The 21,065-nt window shown below is 56.7% G+C and carries 19 protein-coding genes; 10 read left to right on the top strand and 9 right to left on the bottom strand.

All coding sequences use genetic code 11. The features are described from left to right. Positions 1-82 precede the first annotated feature (82 nt). From JZI28_RS09355 to JZI28_RS09340, 4 genes are read left to right on the top strand one after another with little or no spacing between them, the layout of a single operon-like run. Positions 83-1,708 carry a murein L,D-transpeptidase gene (locus JZI28_RS09355; RefSeq protein WP_375699941.1) on the top strand — a complete coding sequence of 542 codons (1,626 nt, stop codon included), beginning with the start codon at positions 83-85 and terminating at the stop codon, positions 1,706-1,708. Positions 1,709-1,753: 45 nt separating this feature from the next. Then, on the top strand, positions 1,754-2,827 hold the full coding sequence (lpxD, locus tag JZI28_RS09350) for a UDP-3-O-(3-hydroxymyristoyl)glucosamine N-acyltransferase (protein WP_375699940.1): 1,074 nt from the start codon (positions 1,754-1,756) through the stop codon (positions 2,825-2,827). 48 nt (positions 2,828-2,875) lie between these two features. Then, entirely contained in the window at positions 2,876-3,133 is a 258-nt protein-coding gene (locus JZI28_RS09345) for an acyl carrier protein (protein WP_295450876.1), read from the top strand. 31 nt (positions 3,134-3,164) lie between these two features. Continuing rightward, positions 3,165-4,373, top strand: a complete 1,209-nt coding sequence (locus tag JZI28_RS09340) for a beta-ketoacyl synthase (RefSeq protein WP_297339157.1) — start codon at positions 3,165-3,167, stop codon at positions 4,371-4,373. Between the two features lie 134 nt (positions 4,374-4,507). On the opposite strand, the gene JZI28_RS09335 is transcribed toward JZI28_RS09340, so the two are convergent. Beyond that, positions 4,508-5,143, bottom strand: a complete 636-nt coding sequence (locus JZI28_RS09335; protein WP_297339156.1) for an invasion associated locus B family protein — start codon at positions 5,141-5,143, stop codon at positions 4,508-4,510. A 629-nt stretch (positions 5,144-5,772) separates the two neighbouring features. On the opposite strand from JZI28_RS09335, the gene JZI28_RS09330 reads away from it, so the two are divergent. Continuing rightward, the gene (locus tag JZI28_RS09330; protein WP_375699939.1) at positions 5,773-7,317 is read left to right on the top strand and encodes a helicase HerA-like domain-containing protein; all 1,545 of its coding nucleotides are present in this window, start codon (positions 5,773-5,775) and stop codon (positions 7,315-7,317) included. Between the two features lie 130 nt (positions 7,318-7,447). Here JZI28_RS09330 and JZI28_RS09325 read toward each other — a convergent pair whose 3' ends face one another. From JZI28_RS09325 to JZI28_RS09295, 7 genes are all read right to left on the bottom strand, one after another. Then, positions 7,448-8,770 carry a branched-chain amino acid ABC transporter permease gene (locus JZI28_RS09325; RefSeq protein WP_375699938.1) on the bottom strand — a complete coding sequence of 441 codons (1,323 nt, stop codon included), beginning with the start codon at positions 8,768-8,770 and terminating at the stop codon, positions 7,448-7,450. Beyond that, complete coding sequence (locus JZI28_RS09320) at positions 8,767-9,777, bottom strand: branched-chain amino acid ABC transporter permease (RefSeq protein WP_375699937.1); 1,011 nt, start codon at positions 9,775-9,777, stop codon at positions 8,767-8,769. The genes JZI28_RS09325 and JZI28_RS09320 overlap by 4 nt, the downstream gene beginning before the upstream one ends. A gap of 11 nt (positions 9,778-9,788) precedes the next feature. Then, a complete protein-coding gene (locus tag JZI28_RS09315) occupies positions 9,789-10,295 on the bottom strand; it encodes a hypothetical protein (protein ID WP_375699936.1) in 507 nt (168 codons plus the stop codon). A gap of 2 nt (positions 10,296-10,297) precedes the next feature. Continuing rightward, entirely contained in the window at positions 10,298-11,011 is a 714-nt protein-coding gene (locus JZI28_RS09310) for an ABC transporter ATP-binding protein (protein WP_375699935.1), read from the bottom strand. Between the two features lie 90 nt (positions 11,012-11,101). Then, the gene (locus tag JZI28_RS09305; RefSeq protein ID WP_375699934.1) at positions 11,102-11,887 is read right to left on the bottom strand and encodes an ABC transporter ATP-binding protein; all 786 of its coding nucleotides are present in this window, start codon (positions 11,885-11,887) and stop codon (positions 11,102-11,104) included. A 101-nt stretch (positions 11,888-11,988) separates the two neighbouring features. Continuing rightward, a complete protein-coding gene (locus JZI28_RS09300; RefSeq protein ID WP_295450852.1) occupies positions 11,989-13,182 on the bottom strand; it encodes an ABC transporter substrate-binding protein in 1,194 nt (397 codons plus the stop codon). 501 nt (positions 13,183-13,683) lie between these two features. Beyond that, positions 13,684-14,682, bottom strand: a complete 999-nt coding sequence (locus tag JZI28_RS09295) for a GlxA family transcriptional regulator (RefSeq protein WP_295450849.1) — start codon at positions 14,680-14,682, stop codon at positions 13,684-13,686. Between the two features lie 194 nt (positions 14,683-14,876). On the opposite strand from JZI28_RS09295, the gene JZI28_RS09290 reads away from it, so the two are divergent. Next, entirely contained in the window at positions 14,877-16,253 is a 1,377-nt protein-coding gene (locus tag JZI28_RS09290; RefSeq protein WP_297339150.1) for a class II 3-deoxy-7-phosphoheptulonate synthase, read from the top strand. 183 nt (positions 16,254-16,436) lie between these two features. Here JZI28_RS09290 and JZI28_RS09285 read toward each other — a convergent pair whose 3' ends face one another. Continuing rightward, a complete protein-coding gene (locus JZI28_RS09285; protein ID WP_375699933.1) occupies positions 16,437-17,252 on the bottom strand; it encodes a PAS domain-containing protein in 816 nt (271 codons plus the stop codon). Positions 17,253-17,503: 251 nt separating this feature from the next. Between JZI28_RS09285 and JZI28_RS09280 the strand changes: the two genes are divergently transcribed. The 4 genes from JZI28_RS09280 to JZI28_RS09265 all read left to right on the top strand — a co-directional run bounded on the left by JZI28_RS09280 (position 17,504) and on the right by JZI28_RS09265 (position 20,714). Continuing rightward, positions 17,504-18,400 carry a YicC/YloC family endoribonuclease gene (locus tag JZI28_RS09280; protein ID WP_375699932.1) on the top strand — a complete coding sequence of 299 codons (897 nt, stop codon included), beginning with the start codon at positions 17,504-17,506 and terminating at the stop codon, positions 18,398-18,400. 19 nt (positions 18,401-18,419) lie between these two features. After that, complete coding sequence (gene gmk, locus JZI28_RS09275; RefSeq protein ID WP_375699931.1) at positions 18,420-19,061, top strand: guanylate kinase; 642 nt, start codon at positions 18,420-18,422, stop codon at positions 19,059-19,061. Continuing rightward, positions 19,058-19,579 (top strand): gamma carbonic anhydrase family protein, encoded by a 522-nt coding sequence (locus JZI28_RS09270; RefSeq protein WP_295450833.1) that lies wholly within the window; start codon positions 19,058-19,060, stop codon positions 19,577-19,579. The genes gmk and JZI28_RS09270 overlap by 4 nt, the downstream gene beginning before the upstream one ends. Before the next feature lie 91 nt (positions 19,580-19,670). Further along, positions 19,671-20,714, top strand: a complete 1,044-nt coding sequence (locus JZI28_RS09265; RefSeq protein ID WP_349387441.1) for an ATP-binding protein — start codon at positions 19,671-19,673, stop codon at positions 20,712-20,714. Positions 20,715-21,065 lie beyond the last annotated feature (351 nt).

The raw sequence follows: 21,065 nt of genomic DNA, 5'->3' as shown, positions 1-21,065 counted from the left end.
GGACATTCTGGACTGTCTTTCACCAATAATTCATAGAGCTGCTACCATTGTTACTGTTCATCGCTGTTGAGGACTTAAAAATATGACCAAAATCAATTCCCCGAGGCGCGCTGCACGTCTTAAATATGGGCTTTTTGCCCTGGCCTTGGGCAGCATCAGCAGTTTTGGTTTTGGCACCATGGCAACCGCGCAGTCCACGGCTTTTCGTCAAGCTGTCGCCTCTACTGCGTCTGTTAACGATGATGTTGCGCAGTTTTATCGGGAAAATACCTATTCGGCCCTCTGGACCGGCGGTGACGCGGCATCAAACCAGCGGCGCGCGGCGCTGTTGCGGGCGCTGGAGGAGGCCTCTGCCCATGGGCTCCCTAACCAATCTGGCACTGCCGCATCCCTGGTAGAGCAGATGCGGAATGCCCGTACGGCCCGTGATTTTGGCCAGGTTGAGGCCGCACTCAGCACGGCATTTGTTAACTATGCGGCCATGGTCCAGACAGGTTTGCTGAAACCTTCTGCCATCGACAGCGACATGGTCCGCGAGCGGCGCGATCACGACGGCGCGGCGGCGCTGGCGGGGATGCGGGACAATCAACCCTTTGCCTATATGCGTACCCTGGTTCCGGCTTCGCCACAGTATCGCGCCTTGATGCGGGAAAAACTGCGTCTGGAGCAAGTGCAGGCGGCGGGTGGCTGGGGGCCAACCGTTTCAGGCAGCAAACTGGAACCCGGCGATACCGGGCGCAACGTTGTTGCCCTGCGCAATCGGCTTATCGCTTTGGGCTACATGGAGCGTAGCGCCACTGCCAATTACGACCATAACATTGAACGCGCTGTTGAGAGCTTTCAGTCCGACCATGGGCTGGAGGTAGACGGTGTTGCCGGCGGCGGCACCCTGAAGGAAATCAACCGTCCAGTGCGCGACCGCCTGAAATCGGTGATCATTGCCCTGGAGCGGGAACGCTGGCTGACACCGGACCGGGGGGCGCGCCACGTTCTGGTGAACCAGACCGACTTTACCGCCAAGATTATCGACAATGGCGATATCACCTTTGAAACCCGTTCCGTCATCGGCAAAAACCAATCTGGTCGCCGCTCGCCCGAGTTCTCAGATGTGATGGAGCATATGGTGATCAATCCCAGCTGGTATGTGCCACGGTCGATTATCACCAAGGAATATCTGCCAAAACTGCGCAACAACCCAAACGCGGTTGGACATATTCAGATCACCGACAACCGTGGACGGGTGGTCAACCGCGCCAACACGGATTTTTCTCAGTTTACTGCGCGCAACTTTCCCTATGCGATGCGCCAGCCGCCCAGCCGGAGCAACGCGCTTGGCCTGGTCAAGTTCATGTTTCCGAACAAATACAACATCTACCTGCATGACACGCCACAAAAGAGCCTGTTCAAACGCGAAGTCCGCGCCTTTTCGCACGGCTGTATTCGTTTGGCGCAACCTTTTGAATTTGCCTATGCGCTGCTGGCCAAACAAACCGAAGACCCAATCGACTTTTTTCACCGCATTTTGAAATCCGGTAAGGAAACCAAGGTGGAGCTGGATCAGCAGGTGCCTGTTCACATTATCTACCGAACCGCATATGTGTCCAACAAAGGCCGGGCCGAGTTCCGCCGGGATGTTTATGGGCGTGATGCCAAGGTCTGGTCTGCACTGGAGCGGGCTGGGGTGTCACTGTCAGACGTTCAGGGGTAAATCTGGGGCCCGATCAGGAGCTTGAGCCGGAAAGGGCCCCTAGATATGTACACAATTCGCGAGATCGCAGAGGCTATTGGTGTAGAGGCACAGGGTGACCTGGATCTGGTTATTGCCCGCGCGGCAGAGCCCCAGGATGCCGGCCCGCAAGATCTTGCCATGGCCACCTCTGCCAAATATGCCGAAGGCTTGGCGCGCGGCGCAGCTCAGGTGGCTTTGCTGTGGGATGGGGCCGACTGGCAGGCCCTGGGGCTGAAGGCGGCGCTGTTCGCCACCCGTCCACGCATGGCTTTGGGTGGGGTTTCAGTGTTGATGGATAGGGGGCAGGGATTTGCCTCCGGCATTCATCCCACGGCTGTGATCGACCCCAGCGCTACCCTGGGCGCAGATGTTTCCGTTGGCCCGCTGAGCATTATCGCCGCGGGCGCCAAAATCGGCGCTGGCTCAATCATCGGGCCGCATTGCTATATTGGTGCCGAGGTCGAAATCGGCGCTCAGGCACAGCTGCGCGAGATGGTCTCGATTGGGGCGCGCGCCCGCATTGGGGATCGCTTTCGCGCCCAACCCGGTGCCCGTATTGGCAGTGACGGATTTTCCTATGTCACCCCAGAGGTTTCGGGGGTGGAAAACGTCCGCAAAACTGTTGGCGATCAGGGCGGTGCGCAATCCCAAAGCTGGCTGCGCATACACTCCCTGGGGGCGGTGACGATAGGCGACGATGTGGAGCTTGGCGCCAATTGTACCATCGACAATGGCACCATTCGCGACACTCAGATTGGCTCTGGCAGCAAGTTGGATAACCAGGTGCATGTGGGGCACAACACCCGGATTGGCCGGGATTGCCTGATCTGTGGCCAATGTGGCCTGTCCGGCTCGGTGGAGGTGGGCAATAATGTTGTCATGGGCGGGCAATGTGGCGCTGCGGACAATATCTTTATTGGCGATGGGGTGATTGCCGGCGGTGCTACCAAAATCATCTCCAATGTGCCTGCGGGTCGGGTCGTCATGGGCTACCCGGCGGTCAAAATGGAAACCCATACTGAAATCTACAAGGCACAGCGGCGTTTGCCACGGCTGATGCGGGATATCGAAAACCTGAAAAAGGCTGTTTTCAAATAGGATTGAAGCAGCTACATCTGCCTCGACATCACAGATCAGGGGGCCGGAATGAGCACTCAGGACAAGGTCATCGCAATTGTCGCCGAACAGGCGCTGCTTGAACCATCGGATGTAACCCTTACCAGCACGTTGGAGGATCTTGGGATCGACAGCATGGGGCTGGTGGAGTGCATTTTTGCCATTGAAGAGGAATTTGATATCTCAATCCCCTTCAACTCCAATACACCTGAAGACAGCGATTTTGATATCTCAAATGTCGCGGCCATCATCGCTGGGATTGACAAGTTAGTGTCACAACCCTCGTGATATCAGCGCTTGAATCCTAGGGGAATACGGCATGAAGCGCGTTGTCATTACCGGAGCAGGGACCATCAATGCCTTGGGGCATTCGGTTGCCTCCACCTTTGAAGCCATGCGCGAGGGTCGTTGCGGTATTGGCAAGCTTGAATTTCGCGACGTGGAGCGGCTCTCGATTCGGATCGGCGGCCAGGTGCGCGGGTTTGAGGCCGAGGGGCGGTTCAACCGGCAACAAATGAGCCTCTATGACCGGTTCACCCAGTTTACGCTGATCGCTGCCAAGGAAGCCATTTTGCAATCCGGGCTCGAATTCCACGGTGAACTGTCTGCCAAATCTGGCGTGGTTCTCGGCACCGCCGGCGGCGGGGTCTCCACCTGGGATGACAATTACCGTTCGGTCTATGAGGATGGCAAGAACCGGGTGCATCCCTTTGTGGTGCCCAAGCTGATGAATAACGCAGCGGCCAGCCATGTCTCGATGGAATTCAATCTCAAAGGCCCCAGCTTTACCGTCTCGACCGCCTGTGCCTCCTCCAACCATGCCATGGCCCAGGCCTTTCAGATGGTGCGCAGCGGCATGAGCCCGGCGATGATCACCGGTGGGTCGGAATCCATGCTGTGCTTTGGCGGTGTCAAAGCCTGGGAAGGGCTGCGGGTGATGTCGAAAAAGGCCTGCCGTCCCTTTAGTGCCAATCGCAACGGCATGGTTCAGGGCGAAGGTGCCGGGATTTTTGTGTTTGAAGAATATGAACACGCACAGGCACGCGGGGCAGAAATCCTGTGCGAAGTTCTGGGCTTTGCCATGTCTTCGGATGCTTCAGATATCGTCATGCCCAGCAAACAAGGCGCCGCGCGGGCCATCGCTGGCGCGCTTCAGGATGCCGGCGTTGACCGCGAGCGCGTGGGCTATATCAACGCCCATGGTACCGGAACGGTGGCCAATGACAAAACCGAATGCGCTGCGGTGGCGGATGTCTTTGGGCCCCATGCGGATCGGCTGATGATGTCTTCAACCAAATCCATGCATGGGCATCTGATCGGCGGCACCGGCGCTGTTGAGCTGTTGGCCTGTATCATGGCGCTTAAGGACGGGGTGATTGCACCGACAATTGGGTATGAAGAACCAGACCCGGAATGTGCTCTGGATGTGGTGCCAAACCAGGCCCGCGAAGCGCGGATTGATGTGGCGCTATCCAATGCCTTTGCCTTTGGCGGCCTGAATGCTGTCCTGGCCCTGGGGCGGGTTTAACAGGCCAGATCCAAAAGGCGCAGATCTGTCGTGAAAAAAACCACCGCAGGCGAATGACCTGCGGTGGTTTTTATGTGTTCAGAGGAGGGAATAGGCGCGGGGCGGAAATCGCCATACGCGCCTAAGAGCGCAGCTTACTGCTGCACCACATCCACAACATTGTAGCCAGCGGTAAAGCCTTTGAGCGACATTTTCATCTCAACCAGCTGATCTGGTGCAGGAGCTGGGCGCAGTGACAGGGTGGCTTCGCCGCCTGCTTTGAAGGTGTCGATATCCGATTGGGTCAACCCAATTTGGGCGACGCAGCCAAGTGGGTTACAGAAAGAGTAGTTATAGCGCTTGCCAGGGGCACCATCGACCGAAATGGTCAGCCCGGCGGGCAGCATGGTTTCCAGCGGAACAATGATTGTGGCACCGGCAACGGCCTGGCCACCAGGTTGATCAATCCGGAACAGCGAGACTTCGGCCATGGGATTGCCGTTTGGATCCGTCAGAATTTGCAGCAAAGAACAGGGATCTGTTTCAGCTTCGGTCTTAATGCAGGCCAGATCCCAATCGCCATGGGTTTCTTTGGCGTAGCGATCTCCAAGCTTTGGAGTGCCATCATCAACAGGCTGACCAAGATCCAGCACCTGGTCTGCAGTTGCTTCGTTGGCCTGCGCAACCGGTTCGGATGTGTCTGTGGTGGCTGTTTCACTGTCCTGGGCGGACACGGCGCTCGTTACCGCCAGCAGGGCGGCCAGGGTCATTGGCGTAAGGGACTTGATCATGAATGCCTCATTATTCTCAGGTCGTTTGCAGAGCCTTTACCATGTTGCAACTGGGGTGTCAGGTCTCAATCCCGCCACGGGTAAGAAATCGGCAAAGATTTGTAAAACAGTTTAATAACAAGTGAAGCGTTTGCTACAAAAGCAAAAAAGGAAGCTCTCCGGCTTCCCTTTTTGTTTAGTTCTCCCCGTCGGACTGGCCGACTTAGTTATTGAGTAGGACGTTACGAAAGGCCTGTGCTCGGGTCAACATGGAATAGCAAAAAAATGTGACACCTAGCTGCTTTACCCGGTATTTCTGCCAAAAGCCGCCAAACCTGGAGGTTTTCCCCGCTCTGGCCGCTCAAATAGAGGGCAAAACCGGTGAGAAATTGATCAGCAACAACAAGCCAGCCCCTCAGCCTTCAAAGGCGACAACAAAAAAAGGCCGTGCCCAGGGCACGGCCAGTCTGACAGGGAGGAAATGCCCGTCGCGGTCTCGATTAGAGAGGACGAGCATGACATTCATCGCATATAAAAGTTAATAATCGGTTTTCAAGGGGCCTTGCTTGAAGTCCACATGCCCGGGGTGATTCCCGGCTGTACCTTCATGGGGCCGGTTGGAAGCGTCTATTGGCGGGCAAAGGAAGACTATGACGGACAAGATTTTTATTGGTGGCGGTGGCGAAGGCTACGCTGAGCCGCAAGAGATGCGTTTCAAATATGCCAACCGCCACGGGTTGATCGCCGGGGCCACGGGCACCGGCAAGACGGTAACCCTGCAAATCCTGGCTGAAAGCTTCTCCCAGGCCGGCGTTCCGGTAATCCTGGCGGATGTAAAGGGCGATCTCTCCGGGTTGGCCAAGGCGGGAACAGCAAGCCATAAACTCCATGAGGCCTTTGTGGGCCGCGCTGAAAAAATTGGTTTTTCCTCCTATACATACCACGACTGTCCGGTCACTTTCTGGGATCTGTTTGGCGAACAGGGCCATCCCGTGCGTACCACCGTGGCGGAGATGGGGCCCTTGCTGTTGGCGCAACTGCTGGAGCTGAGCGAAGCCCAGGAAGGGATCTTGAATATCGCCTTTCGGCTGGCGGATGAGCAGGCCCTGCCGCTGCTGGATCTAAAGGACCTGCAGGCGCTGTTGGTTTGGATTGGTGAAAACCGGGGCGAGCTGTCACTGCGCTATGGCAATGTCTCTCCGGCCTCGGTGGGGGCCATCCAGCGGCGTTTGTTGGTGCTGGAAAACCAGGGCGGCGCGGATCTGTTTGGTGAGCCTGCGCTGGCGCTGAGCGATCTGATGCGACAAGACAGCGCCGGGCGCGGCATGGTCAATATCCTTGCCTCTGACAAACTGATGTCTGCGCCCAAGCTTTATGCCACCTTCCTGCTGTGGCTGCTGAGCGAGTTGTTTGAAGAACTGCCCGAGGTGGGCGATCCTGACAAGCCCCGGTTGGTGTTCTTCTTTGATGAGGCGCATCTGTTGTTTGACGACGCGCCCAAGGCCTTGGTCGACAAGGTGGAACAGGTGGCGCGACTGATCCGCTCCAAGGGGGTTGGCATCTATTTCATCACCCAGAGCCCGGGCGACGTTCCAGAGGATATTCTGGGTCAGCTCGGCAATCGCATCCAGCACGCGCTGCGCGCCTTTACCGCGCGGGATCGCAAAAACCTGAAACTGGCCGCAGAGACCTATCGGGAGAACCCGCGGTTCTCGACTGAGGATGCCATTCGTGAGGTCGGCGTCGGAGAAGCGGTGACCTCGATGCTGCAAAAGAAGGGCGTGCCGGGCATTGTTGAGCGCACCCTGATCCGGCCGCCCAGCAGCCAGTTGGGGCCGCTGACAAAAGCGGAGCGCGCAGAGGTGCTCAAGCAATCGGACATGGCGGGGAAATACGACAAACCCCTGGATCGCCATTCTGCCTATGAAATCCTGCTGGCACGCACCGCCAAGGCAGCCCAAGAGGCTGAGGTTGCAGAGGTTCAGGCCGAAGCTGCGCCAGAGCCGATGGCCCGGGAATTCAATGCAGCACGGCGGTTTTCCGGTTCCCGTGTTCCGCGCTCGTCCGCGCGCAGGCATCGACCAAAAGATACCTTTGCCTCTGCCATGTCAGAAGCGGTGATCAAGGAATTGAAAGGCACCACAGGCCGCCGTTTGGTGCGCGGCATATTGGGTGGTTTGTTCAAAGGACGATAAGTAAATAGGGGGCCGGCAACTGCCAGCCCCCTCTATGGGTCCGCCTTTGGCGGGAGTATTTAGCGCCACATGAAATATGGGCCAATAGCAAGGGCCGCCCCTGGTGTCTGGGCGGCCCTTTTTTGTTGTGCTATTTCTCCGGGATCAAACCGCGCGGGCTGAAGCGGAGCACCAAAAGCAGGATCAATCCCATGGTGAACAGCCGCATATGGGCGGCGTTTTCCAGCAGGTGTTCCCGCAGCATGTTGGTTTCATCCATGCCTGAGGTCAGCAGGGTGATCAGCTCCAGGCTCATCGGTTCCACCTTGATCCAGAGGAACCATATCAGGAAGCCGCCCAGCACCGAGCCAAAGTTGTTGCCGGAGCCGCCAACGATGACCATCACCCAGATCAGGAAGGTAAAGCGCAAGGGATTATAGGTGCCCGGAGTCAACTGCCCGTCCAGGGTGGTCATCATCGCACCCGCAATGCCGCAAATGGCCGAGCCAAGCACAAAAATCTGCAGGTGGCGCTTGGTGACGTTTTTCCCCATGGCCTGCGCCGCGACCTCATTGTCGCGAATGGCGCGCATCATCCGCCCCCAGGGGCTTTTGAGCGCCATCTGCGCCATCCACAGCAAGGCGATCAGCACCAGGGAAAACAGTGCTGCATAGCCCAGCTTGACGTAGAGCGTTGACCCCAAAACCGGATCCATTCCAAGACTGGCAAACCAGTCCACATAGGCGGGATCATTTTGCAGATCGACCTCGTAAGGCACGGGCCGGGGCAGGCCGACGACGTTTTTCACGCCACGCGACAGCCAGTCTTCGTTTTTGAGGATGGCAATGATGATTTCGGCAATGCCAAGGGTGGCAATCGCCAGATAGTCCGACCGCAGCCCCAGGGCCGTTTTACCAATCAGCCAGGCCGCTCCGGCTGCCAGCAGCCCGCCCATGGGCCAGGACAAGAGCACCGGCCAGCCAAGCCCACCGATATTGCCCGCCAATGCCGGATTGATGTCTTCGATCGCTTCAATCGACGGGTCAAACAGGGCGCGGTAGATGACAAACCCAACAATCAGGATGGCCACAATCAGCGCCGTACGCAGGCCTCCTTTGGGCAGCAAACGGGTTGCGGCAACTGCCGAGATCACCGTCAGCGCCCCCATCACCAGTGCCATGACAACGCCCGGGCCGCCGGCGCTCCAGGCACCTGGAGATGGCGGCGTTGAGGTCAGCACCACAGCGAGACCGCCCAGAGCAGTGAACCCCATGATGCCCACATTGAACAAGCCGGCAAAGCCCCACTGCAGGTTTACCCCCAGCGCCATGATGGCCGAAATCAGCCCCATGTTGAGGATCACCAGAGAGGAGTTCCAGGAGCCTGAGAAAAAGCTCCAGTTGGTGAGGCCTTCCAGCAGGATCAGCACGGCCACGACCGCAAACAAAAGACTGTGTTTCAGAGTATCAGTCATACCGATTTCCCCTTGAAGAGCCCTGTTGGCTTGAACAGAAGGACGATGATCAGGATCGCAAAGGAGACCGCAAACTTATAGTCGGTACTCAGAAGTTGTACCAAACCATCGGGTTCCAGGTGTTCCGGCATCAGATAGCCCAACACCTTTTTCCAGGCATAGGTAATAGTGACCTCGGAAAAGGCGATGATGAACCCACCCGCAATCGCACCCTGGGGGCTGCCCAGACCACCAACAATGGCCGAGGCAAAGATCGGCAGCAGCAGCTGGAAATAGGTGAAGGGCTTAAAGCTCTTGTCGAGGCCATAGAGCACACCGGCGATGGTCGCCAGGGAGGCCACGATCAGCCACGTATACATCACCACCCGATCAGGATCGATGCCGGACAACAGCGCCAGATCTTCATTGTCGGAATAGGCACGCATGGATTTACCGGTGCGGGTCTTGTTGAGGAACCAAAACAGCAGCGCCACAACCACAATGGCGGCCACCACAGTGATGCCCTGAGAAGTCTTGATCGCCAACCCTTCACGCAGGCCCGTCATTTCCTTAAAGGCGCGCGCCTTGATGATAAAGCGCTCGCCATCTGCAAAACGCTGATCGCCGGGCCCAATGACAAAACGCACAAGGCCGTTCATCATGAACATCACCCCCAGCGAGACCATGACAAAAACCACAGGCTTGGCCTTTTGGGCGCGGTAGAACCGATAGACGGTGCGATCCGTGAGCAGCACCAACACCATGGTCGCAAAAATGCCAAAGGGCAGGGCGAGCAGCGCCGTGGGCAGTGGGCCAAAGCTCACCCCCCAGGATTGCAGCAACCAGGTCACCAGAATGGTCATCATGGTCCCAAAGGCCATGGTGTCCCCATGGGCAAAGTTGGAAAACCGCAGGATACTGTAGATCAGCGTGACCCCCAGCGCCCCCAGCGCCAGCTGGCTGCCATAGGCGATGGCGGGTACGCCAACGAAGTTCGTGAATGCCACAAGGGCGTTGAGAAGATCCATGTTGTATCTCTCTAGTCTGAATTCTGTGAATTGCTGCTTGGCGGTGGCAGCAAACTCTCACCGTCGATGGGAGCACGTTGTTTTGGGGAACCGGAGCCTTCATTTGAGTTCGTCAGGTTTTCATTCCTTGTGAGACCAACACCACATTTCCCTGCAGCGAATTCTGCTTCACTCTCTCCAACTGGCAATAACTGAAAATTCTCATGGGTTTCATCTATCCAGAGCGCCATAGATTCACCGTTGACTTCGCCTTTGAACCATCGAGAAGAGCTATCTACTGGTGAGAGAATAACGGCTGTTCGTTCTCGGTTTGGTACCTTTGCAATAAGCACAAGGTTTTCAGATTCTGAGGTCTCCAGCTCGATTAGTTCAAACTCGACCTTAAACGGTGAGCACTCAAGTGAGATCGAGCATGTTTTCTGGACTTGGCACTCTAGGGCTGTCGCCGTTTGAGCTGAGAACAGAAAGGACGCCAAAGCAAGTGTCAGATTTCGTTTCCAGTAATAGGTCGGTTCCATCTTCACCCCCCCAAAAACGATTTGCGCACTTCGGGATCGGCCAGCAGCTCTTGGCCGGTGCCGGTATAGGCATTGCGCCCCTGCACCAAAACATAGCCTTTGTCCGCGATCTCAAGCGCTTGCTTGGCGTTTTGTTCCACCATCAGGATCGGCAGACCGGTGCGGGCCACCTCAATGATACGGTCAAACAGCTCGTCCATCACGATGGGCGACACCCCGGCGGTGGGCTCATCCAGCATCAAAACCTTGGGCTGGGTCATCAGCGCGCGCCCCACGGCCACCTGCTGACGTTGCCCACCAGACAGCTCACCGGCGGGCTGGTTGCGCTTGTCGCGCAAGATCGGGAACAGATCATAGACCTGCTCCATGGTGCCAGTGATATCATCGGTGCGAATAAACGCCCCCATCTCCAGGTTCTCTTCCACCGTCATCGAGGTAAAGATATTGCTGGTCTGCGGCACAAACCCCATGCCCTTGATCACCCGGTCCTGTGGGCTCAGCGTGGTGATATCCTCACCGCCCAACCGCACCGCGCCTGAGCGCACATTCAGCATGCCAAAAACCGCCTTCATCGCGGTCGATTTGCCCGCCCCATTGGGGCCAACAATCACGGCAATTTCACCGGGGTTCACAGCAATGGTACAATCATGCAGGATATCCGGCCCCTTGCCGTATCCCCCAGTCATGCTGTCACCAATCAAAAAGGGTTCAGACATGGGCGGCGCCCCTATTCATCTTGCCAAAAATACCTCGGGGGAGCCGCGAAGCGGTGGGGGCAGAGCCCCGGTTTTCTTTGCAATTCCCCATCAGGCCTTCTCCAACTTGTCTTTGTTCTTCAGCCCGGTACCCAGATAGGCCTCGATCACCTGCTCATTGGCTTTGATCTCGGCCAAAGTGCCCTCGGCCAGCTTCTTGCCCTCGGCCATGCAGATCACCGGGTCACACAGGCGGTCGATAAACTCCATGTCGTGCTCGATCACCACAAAGGTATAGTCACGCTCTTCATTGAGACGCTTGATGGCATCGGCAATTGTATAGAGCAGGGTGCGGTTCACCCCGGCGCCAACCTCGTCGAGGAAAACGATCTTGGCATCCACCATCATGGTGCGGCCCAGCTCCAACAGCTTCTTCTGGCCGCCCGAAACCTCGCCGGCGCGCAGATCGGCGATATGGCTGATGGTGAGAAACTCAAGCACTTCATCCGCCTTGGCCCGCAGAGCGCGCTCTTCATCGGCGATGCGCTTACGGCCAAACCAGGTGTTCCACAGGCTTTCACCCGATTGCGCGCCGGGCACCATCATCAGGTTCTCGCGGCAGGTCATCGAGGTAAACTCATGTGCGATCTGAAAGGTGCGCAGCAGCCCCTTATGAAACAGCTCATGCGGCGGCAGGCCGGTAATATCTTCCCCATCCATGGTCACGCGACCGGATGTGGGGCTAAGAACGCCAGCTATTACGTTGAAAAGAGTGGTCTTTCCCGCGCCATTTGGCCCGATCAAACCGGTTATGGAGCCCTTGGCGATTTCAAGCGAGGCGCCGTCAACCGCGTGGAACCCGCCGAAGTGCTTGTGCAAGTCCTCGACGACGATCATATCATTCTATCCCCTGCCGCTATTTTTTTCGGCTTACTAAATTTGGAACAGCCCGGGAAATTCCCGGGCTGCTCTTTGACTTTATGATCCTACAAAGGAGATCAGCGGAACTTTACAGTGGTGTTCACACCGTCTTTGACCAGGATCTCACGGTAGGAGCCTGCGCTCTCACCGGGGCCAATCAGCTCAACGCCGGTGGCGCCCTGGAAATCAACGTCTTTGCCAGCGGCAATCAGTTCCAGTGCCTTGCCCAGCTCGCCGGGGTTGATCACTTCACCGGGTGCATTGGCAACATCCATGATCTTGGCGCCGTACTCAGCAGGATCGGTCGAATTGGCCGCCTGCATTGCCAGCAGGATCAGAGCCGCCGCATCATAGGACTCGGAGGCATAGGCAGAGGTGCCGTCAAAGCCCAGGGCCTTTGCTTGCTCGGCAAAGATCTCCGCACCTTGGCTGTCGGAGCCTGCGATCTGGCCGTAAGAACCGTCCAGGTCGGAGCCAACGTTTTTCGGCAGGCTGTCACCGATCATGCCACCAGGCAGACCGAAGGTGTCAAAGGCGCCGGAGTCGAGCGAGGACTGAATGATGCCCAGACCGCCCTGGTCAAGGTAACCGGCAACAACCAGAATGTCGCCGCCAGCAGAGGCCAGCGAAGCCACTTCAGCAGAATAGTCACCCTTGCCGTCTTCATGGGCGGCCACGATTGTCACTTCACCGCCAACAGCCTCAAAGGAGGTCTTGATCGCATCGGCAAGGCCTTTGCCATAGTCGTTGTTGGTGTAGGTCAGAGCAATGGATTCAACGCCTTTTTCCTGCAGCATCTCAGCCATTACCTGACCTTCACGGGCGTCAGAGGGCGAGGTGCGGAAAAACAGGCCATTGTCTTCCATTGAGGAGAGGCCAGGGGAGGTCGCCGAAGGGGACACCATGACCATACCGTTTGGAATGGCAACGTTTTGCAGGATCGCGCCGGTCACACCGGAGCAGTCACCGCCAACAATACCGTTTACGCCTTCTGCGATCAGTTTTTCACCGTTGGCTACGGCCAGGCCGTTGTCGATGCAGCCAGTATCTGCCCGCACAGAGGTTACGGTTGCGCCGTCAAGTAGCAGGCCGGATTTGGTGACCTCATCCATCGCCATTTCCGAGCCAGCTGCCATGGCAGCGGTCAGCGATTCAATGGGGCCGGTGAAACCGATCAGAACACCAAGCTTTACTTCTTTGGCGTGGCTGCCTGCAAAGGCGGTGCCTGCAGTCAGCGCGAGGGCCGCTGTGGCCATCATCAATTTTTTCATCATATTTCTCCCAGTTTATTGGAACAAGTCTGTTCATAAGGAACCCTAGGCAAGGCGATTTGAAAAGAAAAGTCCCCTTGGCTCGTGACACCCTCCCGATGTCCACTTGCTCTGTTTTTATCCAGCAGCGTTTTGCTGGCCTGATGAGGCGGATGCTCTACAGGTTTTTGCGCCAGAGGGAAAGAAAACAATGGCCATTTCGTCGCATCCCTTTGGGGTTGATTTTGTCTCGCGGGCTTTCGTTGGACGGCGGAAATGTCCGTTTGGCGGCCGGTCAAAGCCGGTGGATTTCCGCAAGTGCTTGAAGCTTAAAATAAATATGTTGATGAAATCGACCGGCCAAAGCCTGTGTCTTTTGCTGTGTCCAAAAAAGCCGGGCACAGCGCGGGATCTGTGAGAATGATCAAAAAAATGTGACAGGCCGAGCCCTCTGGGACGGCCCCCAAGTGGCAAAAGTGTCTGTTCTCGCCAGAGAATCAGTCGCTTTTGCTCAAGGTAGAATCACTGTCCGCCAGATTTGCTGCCGCGCTCACGGTAGGGGGTGGTGTCATAATGCGCCCGGTAGCATTTGGAAAAATGCGACGGCGAGGCAAACCCACAGGCCAGCGCCACATTGATCACGCTCATATCGGTCTGCATCAACAGGTTGCGGGCTTTTTGCAACCTCAGCTCCATATAATAGCGTTTGGGGCTGCGGTTCAGATAACGGCGGAACAGACGTTCAAGCTGCCGGGTCGACATCCCAACATTCTGCGCCAAGACGGAGGGGCTGATGGGTTCCTCGATATTGGTTTCCATCATTTGGATCACCATCGACAGCTTCGGGTGACGCACGCCGATCCGAGTCGGGACCGACAGACGCTGGGTGTCCTGATCGGTGCGGATAGAAGAATAGATCAACTGGTCCGCCACGGAATTTGCCAGGTCCTCGCCGTGGTCATTGGCAATGAGTTTCAACAACAAATCAATCGACGACGTCCCACCCGCCGTAGACAAGCGATTGTTATCAATTACAAAAACGGATTTTGTGAGGGTGACTTCCTCGAACTCTTCGGCAAAGCTGTCAATGTTTTCCCAATGGATGGTTGCCTTTTTACCGTCCAGCAATCCAGCTTTCGCCAGAACATAGGATGCGGTGCACAGGCCACCAATCATCACGCCCTTGCGGGCCTCACGGCGCAGCCAGGCCAGCAGTTTTTTACTGGTTGCGGCCTGAACGTTAACCCCTGCACAGACAAGAATACTGTCATCGCGTTGCAAATCACCAAAATCACCGTCCACAGCAAAGGTGGTGCCGGCAGAGCAGGTGACTTGTTCGCCACCCTCGCCAAGCAAGGTCCAGCTATAGACCTCGCGACCGGCCATACGGTTGGCGATACGCAGGCATTCAACCGCTGAGGCAAAAGAGAGCATCGAGAATCTCTCTAGCAAAACAAATACATATCGTCTTGTGGATGAAACCTCTTTTGATGTTTCGACCGGTTTTCTTTGGGTTTGCATGGGGCACATCCTTGGCAATTTTTGAATGCACCGGGAGAGACCAATAGTAAGTCAGCCCCGCGTGAGACCAGAAAACCGTGACCATAGGTTCGAAGCCGGGTCAAGAGGGGCAAATCTAAACTGGTCAGCACGAGTGCGTTTTTGTATAGGTGGCTTCCGTTCTATTATTAAGACCTCTTAAGCGGAGAAAAGCTATGAGTGAGTGGCAAAAAGCATCCTGGCGCAACAAACCCCGCGTGCAGATGCCCGATTACACCGACGCCCCGGCGCTCGGCGCCGTAGAAGCGCAGCTTTCAAGCTATCCTCCACTGGTCTTTGCCGGCGAAGCACGGCGCTTGAAACAACATCTTGCAGCGGCGGGCCGCGGCGAGGCATTTTTGCTGCAGGGCGGTGACTGCGCCGAAAGCTTTGAGCAGTTCAGCGCGGATGCCATTCGCGACACCTTCAAGGTGATGCTGCAGATGGCCATGGTGTTGACCTATGGCGCCAAGGTTCCTGTGGTGAAAGTGGGCCGTATGGCCGGCCAATTCGCCAAACCGCGCAGCGCGCCTACTGAAACCCTGGATGGGGTGGAGCTGCCCAGCTATCGCGGCGACATCATCAACGATCTTGGCTTCACCGAAGCCGCGCGTATTCCCGATCCCAAGCGGATGTTGCAAGCCTACACCCAGGCGGCGGCAACCCTCAACCTGCTGCGGGCCTTTTCCACCGGCGGCTATGCGGATGTGAACCAGGTGCATTCTTGGACCCTGGGCTTTACCGAGGGTGAAAAAGCCCAAAGCTACCGCGAAATGGCCAATCGTATCACCGACACGCTGGATTTCATGAAGGCAGCCGGGGTGAACAATGATGCGGCGCATGCGTTGCAGACGGTAGAATTCTACACCAGCCACGAAGGCCTGTTGCTGGAATATGAAGAGGCGCTGACCCGTCTTGATACGACCTCCGGCAATTGGCTGGCAGGCTCCGGTCATATGCTGTGGATCGGGGATCGCACCCGCCAGCCCGACGGCGCCCATGTGGAATTCTGTCGTGGGGTGCTGAATCCCATCGGCATGAAATGTGGCCCCACAACATCGGCTGATGACCTGAAGGTGCTGATGCAGCGCCTGAACCCATCAAATGAGGAGGGGCGGCTGACGCTGATCGCGCGCTTTGGTGCCGGCAAGGTGGCAGAACATTTGCCGCGACTGGTCAAGGCGGTCGAGGAAGAGGGCGCCAATGTCACCTGGGTTTGCGATCCGATGCATGGCAATACCGTGAAATCCTCTACCGGCTACAAAACCCGCCCCTTTGAGAGCGTGTTGCGCGAAGTCCAGGACTTCTTTGCGGTACATTCCGCCGAAGGCACCATTCCGGGCGGGGTACATTTTGAGATGACCGGTCAGGATGTAACCGAGTGTACCGGCGGTGTTCGCGCGGTAACGGATGAAAACCTGAGCGATCGCTATCACACCGCCTGTGATCCGCGTCTCAACGCCAGCCAGTCCCTGGAACTGGCCTTTCTGGTCGCAGAAGAATTGTCAAACCTGCGCAATAAGCGTCGCGCACGCAGCGCTGAAGCTAGCTGAGCCACGCTCTATGGGTTGTGGAAAATCAAGACCGCTCCAGGAGACTGGGGTGGTTTTTGTTTAACTACAATGTGTTGCGATGCGATGTTGAAGGGGCGTTTAAAAGGGAAACGCCCCGGGAATTCTTCCGCGGGGCGATCATTGCTAGACTATGACCAAATAGACTAGAAATAGGCTAAAATTTTAGGAAACGGGCGTTTCATCACGGCTGGAGACCAGCCGCAAATGTGCCCCTTTTGATTTGCTTTTGTCATCTGTCCGCGCAGTGTCACGCGCCGGTTTTTTCAACCTGAGATCGGCCAGATCACGCGCCTCTTGCAGGATGGATGGCTCAGGAGCAAGGCGCGCTTGCAACTCTGCAAACTCTGGGTTTGGCTTGTTCACATCACCCGCGTCGCGCGACTTTGCCTTGAACTCAGTATCATCGGTGTTTTTGGCAACGGCCCGCATTTCGATCGAGGTGATTGCAAAGCGCTGCGATGTTTTGTTCGGGTTACCCTCAGAGACAAAAACACCCAGCGCACGGCTCACATCGCCCAGGTCGCTGCGCAAGGGGAGCAGCAACATGCGGGCCTCACGGCGACCACGCAGGCGTGACCCTTCGGTCTGCATCTCAATCTCAACAATGGCAGGCGCTTCAAACATGTGCTCCAGCGCGGCGCTCATCTGTTTGCGGGCATCGGGGGTGAAAAAGGCGGTAATCGGCATGCCGCGCACCTCCATGCCTGCCATCTCATTGACCTTTTGGCCGGCCAGACGGAAGCGGGCGATGCCTGGGGCAACACGCTCCAGAATGAATGTCTGCGACAGAATGTTTTCCAACCCGCGCGGATCGATCTGTGACCGGCTTGGAATGTCGTCGCCGCGACGCAGCGCGGTCCAATAGGCCTCGGCCTGACGCATGGGGGAAACCGGAACGGTGTTACGGAAATTCGTCATGGGAACCACCTTGTTGTGACCCTTGTCCTGGCTAGAGTTTTTGCTGCCGCCAAAAAACATGTGCTTTTCCTTACGTTGTCCGGTCCATTTGCCATCTTGTACGCAACACAATCTGCCGACTGCCTTATTCGTACCGTTTAGATGGTTACCTTGCAGTTAACATGCCATAATATTATTCAAATTTGGACTAAAACTTAAAGCAATGGTTAACGCCTTTGTATAACCACCTATCCTTTTGTGCGTGCCGGCACTGCAGAGGACACTGTTTTGGGCCTGATTTTGCTGGCGATTGGCTGGATAAGGACAAGTTTATGAAAATACGAAGCATGACCGGATTTGCCTCGGGACAGGGGCGTCTTGGGGTCCACAGTTGGAGCTGGGACATGCGGTCGGTCAACGCCAAGGGGCTGGATCTGCGCCTGCGGGTGCCGGACTGGCTGGATGGGCTGGAAGTGCACCTGCGCAAGGTCATGGGCAACACACTGGCGCGGGGCAATGTCTCGCTCGGGCTGCGGATCAGCCGAGGAGAGGAGGCGGCTGGAACCCTCACTCTGAACAAACCTCTGCTCGCTTCGGTGCTCACCGCCCTGGCAGAGGCAGAGGCGCTGGCGCAGTCGGCCGGGGTGGATTTGTCGGTCACATCTGGTGCGGATTTGCTTTCTATTCGCGGGGTACTGGAAACCACAGCAATCGAAGATGACCCGGCGCCCTTGGTTGCTGAGTTGAAAAAGGAATTCGAAAGCCTTGTGTCTGAATTCGTTCAAATGCGTGAAACCGAAGGGGCAGCATTGGAGCAGGTCTTGCGCAACCAACTGGCCGAGGTGAGCCGCCTGACTCAATTGGCGGCAGACAGCGCCGAAGCGCGCAAACCCCTGGTGGCCGCAGCGCTTAAGGTCAATCTGGCCAAGGTGTTGGAAAACGCGGACGGGGCGGATGCCAACAGGGTTGCCCAGGAATTGGCGATGTTGGCGGTAAAATCGGATGTCACCGAAGAAATCGACCGGCTGGCAGCCCATGTGGCCGCCGCTGAGGATCTGCTGGCCACTGGCGGCGCGGTCGGGCGCAAGTTTGACTTCTTGATGCAGGAATTCAACCGCGAGGCCAATACACTGTGTTCAAAAGCGCTTAACAGTGACTTGACCTCCGTGGGTCTAGAGTTGAAAGCAGTGATCGACCAAATGCGCGAACAAGTGCAAAATATAGAATAACTCCAAAGGAGAAGACCTGATGGCAGATCGGCGCGGCCTTTTGATCATCCTGTCCTCGCCCTCAGGCGCGGGCAAATCCACTCTGGCAAAGCGGTTGCGCGCCTGGGACTACAGCATTTCGTTTTCGGTTTCGGCCACCACCCGCAACCCTCGCCCCGGTGAGGTCCACGGGCAGGATTACCATTTTGTCTCCGTGGATGATTTCAAATCTGCCGTTACAGAAAATGACATGCTGGAACATGCCCATGTCTTTGGCAATTTTTATGGTTCCCCCAAAGGGCCGGTGCGCGCCGCCATCGAGGACGGCCAGGATGTGCTGTTTGACATCGACTGGCAGGGGGCGCAGCAGATCCGCAACTCTGAGCTGGGCCAGCACACATTGTCGATCTTTTTGTTGCCCCCGTCGATCACCGAGCTGCGGCGCCGGTTGGAAAGCCGGGGACAGGACGATGCCGAGACCATCAAACGGCGGATGGAGAAGAGCTGGGACGAAATCAGCCACTGGGGCAGCTATGATCATGTATTGATCAATGATGATCTGGATGCCACCGAAGATGCGCTGAAAACCATCATCACCTCCACCCGTTTGCGCCGTATTCAGCAGCCGCAGCTGGTGGATCATGTGCGCCTGTTACAAAGCGAATTTGAGGACATGACATGACATTATACGCACTTGGTGAACACCAACCCCACCTGCATGCCGATACCTGGGTTGCACCGGATGCCAATCTGATTGGCAAAGTGGTGCTGGAGGCCGGGGCCTCGGTTTGGTTTGGCTGCACCCTTCGCGCTGATCACGAAGAGATCCGCATCTGCGAGGGTGCAAATGTGCAGGAAAACGTGGTCATGCACATCGACGCGGGCTTTCCGCTGACCGTGGGCAAGAATTGCACCATTGGCCACAAGGTCATGCTGCATGGCTGTACCATCGGCGAAAACAGCTTGATCGGCATGGGGGCGACTGTTCTGAACGGCGCCAAGATTGGCAAGAACTGTCTGATCGGGGCAGGGGCGCTGATCACCGAAAACAAGGTTATACCGGATAATTCTCTGGTCATGGGCGCGCCGGGCAAAGTGGTGCGCGAGGTCTCTGCCGAGCTGGCCCAGACCCTGACCCAGAGCGCCCTGCATTATCAGGATAACATGCGCCGCTTCCGGGATGAGATGCGCCCAGTCTGACCAAAGCCCCCGGTTCCAATGCAAGCGATGCGTTGCCACATAGGCTTTACATTCGCCTGATATTGGAAGCGGATTGCAACAGGGGTTCGCCATGAAACAAGAGGTAATCGAGAGTTTTCTTGAGGCAATTCCAATGCCTTGCGTCTTGGTGGATCAAACTGAGCGTTTTATCGGATCCAACAAACCTGGGCTTACCCTGTTGGGGGAACAGATCCTGGGGCGTCATTTCGCGACAATCCTGCGGCAACCCAATGTTACTGCGGCAATTGAAAAATGTCTGGAGGATCGCGGCAATCGCAGTGCGCGGCATCTGTCAAACGATGGGGCGCAGGATACCACCTACGAGGTTGACCTGCGCTATATTGTCGGCATTGGCGCTGTCGAAGGTGGCGCAGTGCTGATCACCTTTCAGGATGTGACAGAGCGCGAACAGGCCAACCAGATGCGCCGGGATTTTGTCGCCAATGTCAGCCACGAATTGCGCACACCCTTGACCGCCCTGATGGGGTTTATTGAAACCCTGCGCGGCGCGGCACGTGATGACCCGGCAGCGCGGGATCGTTTTCTGACCATCATGGAAGGCGAGGCCAGCCGGATGAACCGTCTGGTGGGCGATTTGTTGTCCCTGAACCGGGTCGAGAGCAAAGAGCGCATTCGCCCCAAGGAACAGATGGACCTGGTGGCACATCTTTGCTCCACGCTCAAAACCATGCAGCCCCTAGCCGAAGCTGGCAATGTCAGCCTGAACTTTAGCCCTCCCGAAGTGCCGGTGATGATCATTGGCGATCCGGATCAATTGCTACAGGTCTTTATCAATCTGGTTGAGAACGCCATTAAATATGGCGGCGATCAGGTCGAAGTGACCCTGGAGCTGCTGGAACGGGATCCTTCGCTGCGCGCTCCGGCGGTGCGGGTGCAGGTCACTGACAATGGTGCGGGCATTGATCCGATTCACCTGCCACGACTGACAGAGCGGTTTTACCGCGCTGACAATCATCGCTCGCGCGAAATGGGGGGCACCGGATTGGGGCTTGCCATCGTCAAACACATCGTCAACCGCCACCGTGGCAGGTTGCGGGTCGAAAGCGATCTTGGCGCGGGAACCTGTTTTTCTGTGACCTTGCCCCTGTCCTGAACCCTGTCCTGACCCCTGTCCTGATCCTAAGGCCAAACCTCAGATCTGATCCCGGCCCTTATTGCGGACCTGAAATCGCTGCTCTTGGGTGTATCCTCCTTGGCTTTGTCCATCTTTTGCAACGCGCATAGTCCGGCGCGCGGCCTGAACGGGCGCGCTTGTATAGGTGCTGTCTTGGCGCAGCTGCCAGAAATTCCGGGCCAAAGATTAACGCAGGGGCGGGATTTGTGACAAAAATCGCCGCTGATCCGGTTTTGTCATACAGCTGTTACATGCACGTCACAAAAGCCTCATGTGCAGCTTTTAGGACCGGCACATGATCATCGTGTGGATGGTCACACAATTTAATCT

Origin of the sequence: Pseudophaeobacter sp. TrK17 (genome assembly GCF_042192375.1) — a bacterium.
GTDB lineage: Bacteria > Pseudomonadota > Alphaproteobacteria > Rhodobacterales > Rhodobacteraceae > Pseudophaeobacter.
This window is presented reverse-complemented; position numbering and strand designations above follow the sequence as displayed.

What these genes read in the sequence shown, in the direction of transcription:
- JZI28_RS09280 (WP_375699932.1), top strand. Translation starts at nt 17,504, where the DNA reads ATGAAAATACGAAGCATGACCGGATTTGCCTCGGGACAGGGGCGTCTT.
- JZI28_RS09295 (WP_295450849.1), bottom strand. Translation starts at nt 14,682, where the DNA reads ATGCAAACCCAAAGAAAACCGGTCGAAACATCAAAAGAGGTTTCATCC.
- JZI28_RS09265 (WP_349387441.1), top strand. Translation starts at nt 19,671, where the DNA reads ATGAAACAAGAGGTAATCGAGAGTTTTCTTGAGGCAATTCCAATGCCT.
- JZI28_RS09340 (WP_297339157.1), top strand. Translation starts at nt 3,165, where the DNA reads ATGAAGCGCGTTGTCATTACCGGAGCAGGGACCATCAATGCCTTGGGG.
- JZI28_RS09290 (WP_297339150.1), top strand. Translation starts at nt 14,877, where the DNA reads ATGAGTGAGTGGCAAAAAGCATCCTGGCGCAACAAACCCCGCGTGCAG.
- JZI28_RS09305 (WP_375699934.1), bottom strand. Translation starts at nt 11,887, where the DNA reads ATGATCGTCGTCGAGGACTTGCACAAGCACTTCGGCGGGTTCCACGCG.
- JZI28_RS09310 (WP_375699935.1), bottom strand. Translation starts at nt 11,011, where the DNA reads ATGTCTGAACCCTTTTTGATTGGTGACAGCATGACTGGGGGATACGGC.
- gmk (WP_375699931.1), top strand. Translation starts at nt 18,420, where the DNA reads ATGGCAGATCGGCGCGGCCTTTTGATCATCCTGTCCTCGCCCTCAGGC.
- JZI28_RS09335 (WP_297339156.1), bottom strand. Translation starts at nt 5,143, where the DNA reads ATGATCAAGTCCCTTACGCCAATGACCCTGGCCGCCCTGCTGGCGGTA.
- lpxD (WP_375699940.1), top strand. Translation starts at nt 1,754, where the DNA reads ATGTACACAATTCGCGAGATCGCAGAGGCTATTGGTGTAGAGGCACAG.
- JZI28_RS09285 (WP_375699933.1), bottom strand. Translation starts at nt 17,252, where the DNA reads ATGTTTTTTGGCGGCAGCAAAAACTCTAGCCAGGACAAGGGTCACAAC.
- JZI28_RS09355 (WP_375699941.1), top strand. Translation starts at nt 83, where the DNA reads ATGACCAAAATCAATTCCCCGAGGCGCGCTGCACGTCTTAAATATGGG.
- JZI28_RS09270 (WP_295450833.1), top strand. Translation starts at nt 19,058, where the DNA reads ATGACATTATACGCACTTGGTGAACACCAACCCCACCTGCATGCCGAT.
- JZI28_RS09300 (WP_295450852.1), bottom strand. Translation starts at nt 13,182, where the DNA reads ATGAAAAAATTGATGATGGCCACAGCGGCCCTCGCGCTGACTGCAGGC.
- JZI28_RS09315 (WP_375699936.1), bottom strand. Translation starts at nt 10,295, where the DNA reads ATGGAACCGACCTATTACTGGAAACGAAATCTGACACTTGCTTTGGCG.
- JZI28_RS09345 (WP_295450876.1), top strand. Translation starts at nt 2,876, where the DNA reads ATGAGCACTCAGGACAAGGTCATCGCAATTGTCGCCGAACAGGCGCTG.
- JZI28_RS09325 (WP_375699938.1), bottom strand. Translation starts at nt 8,770, where the DNA reads ATGACTGATACTCTGAAACACAGTCTTTTGTTTGCGGTCGTGGCCGTG.
- JZI28_RS09320 (WP_375699937.1), bottom strand. Translation starts at nt 9,777, where the DNA reads ATGGATCTTCTCAACGCCCTTGTGGCATTCACGAACTTCGTTGGCGTA.
- JZI28_RS09330 (WP_375699939.1), top strand. Translation starts at nt 5,773, where the DNA reads ATGACGGACAAGATTTTTATTGGTGGCGGTGGCGAAGGCTACGCTGAG.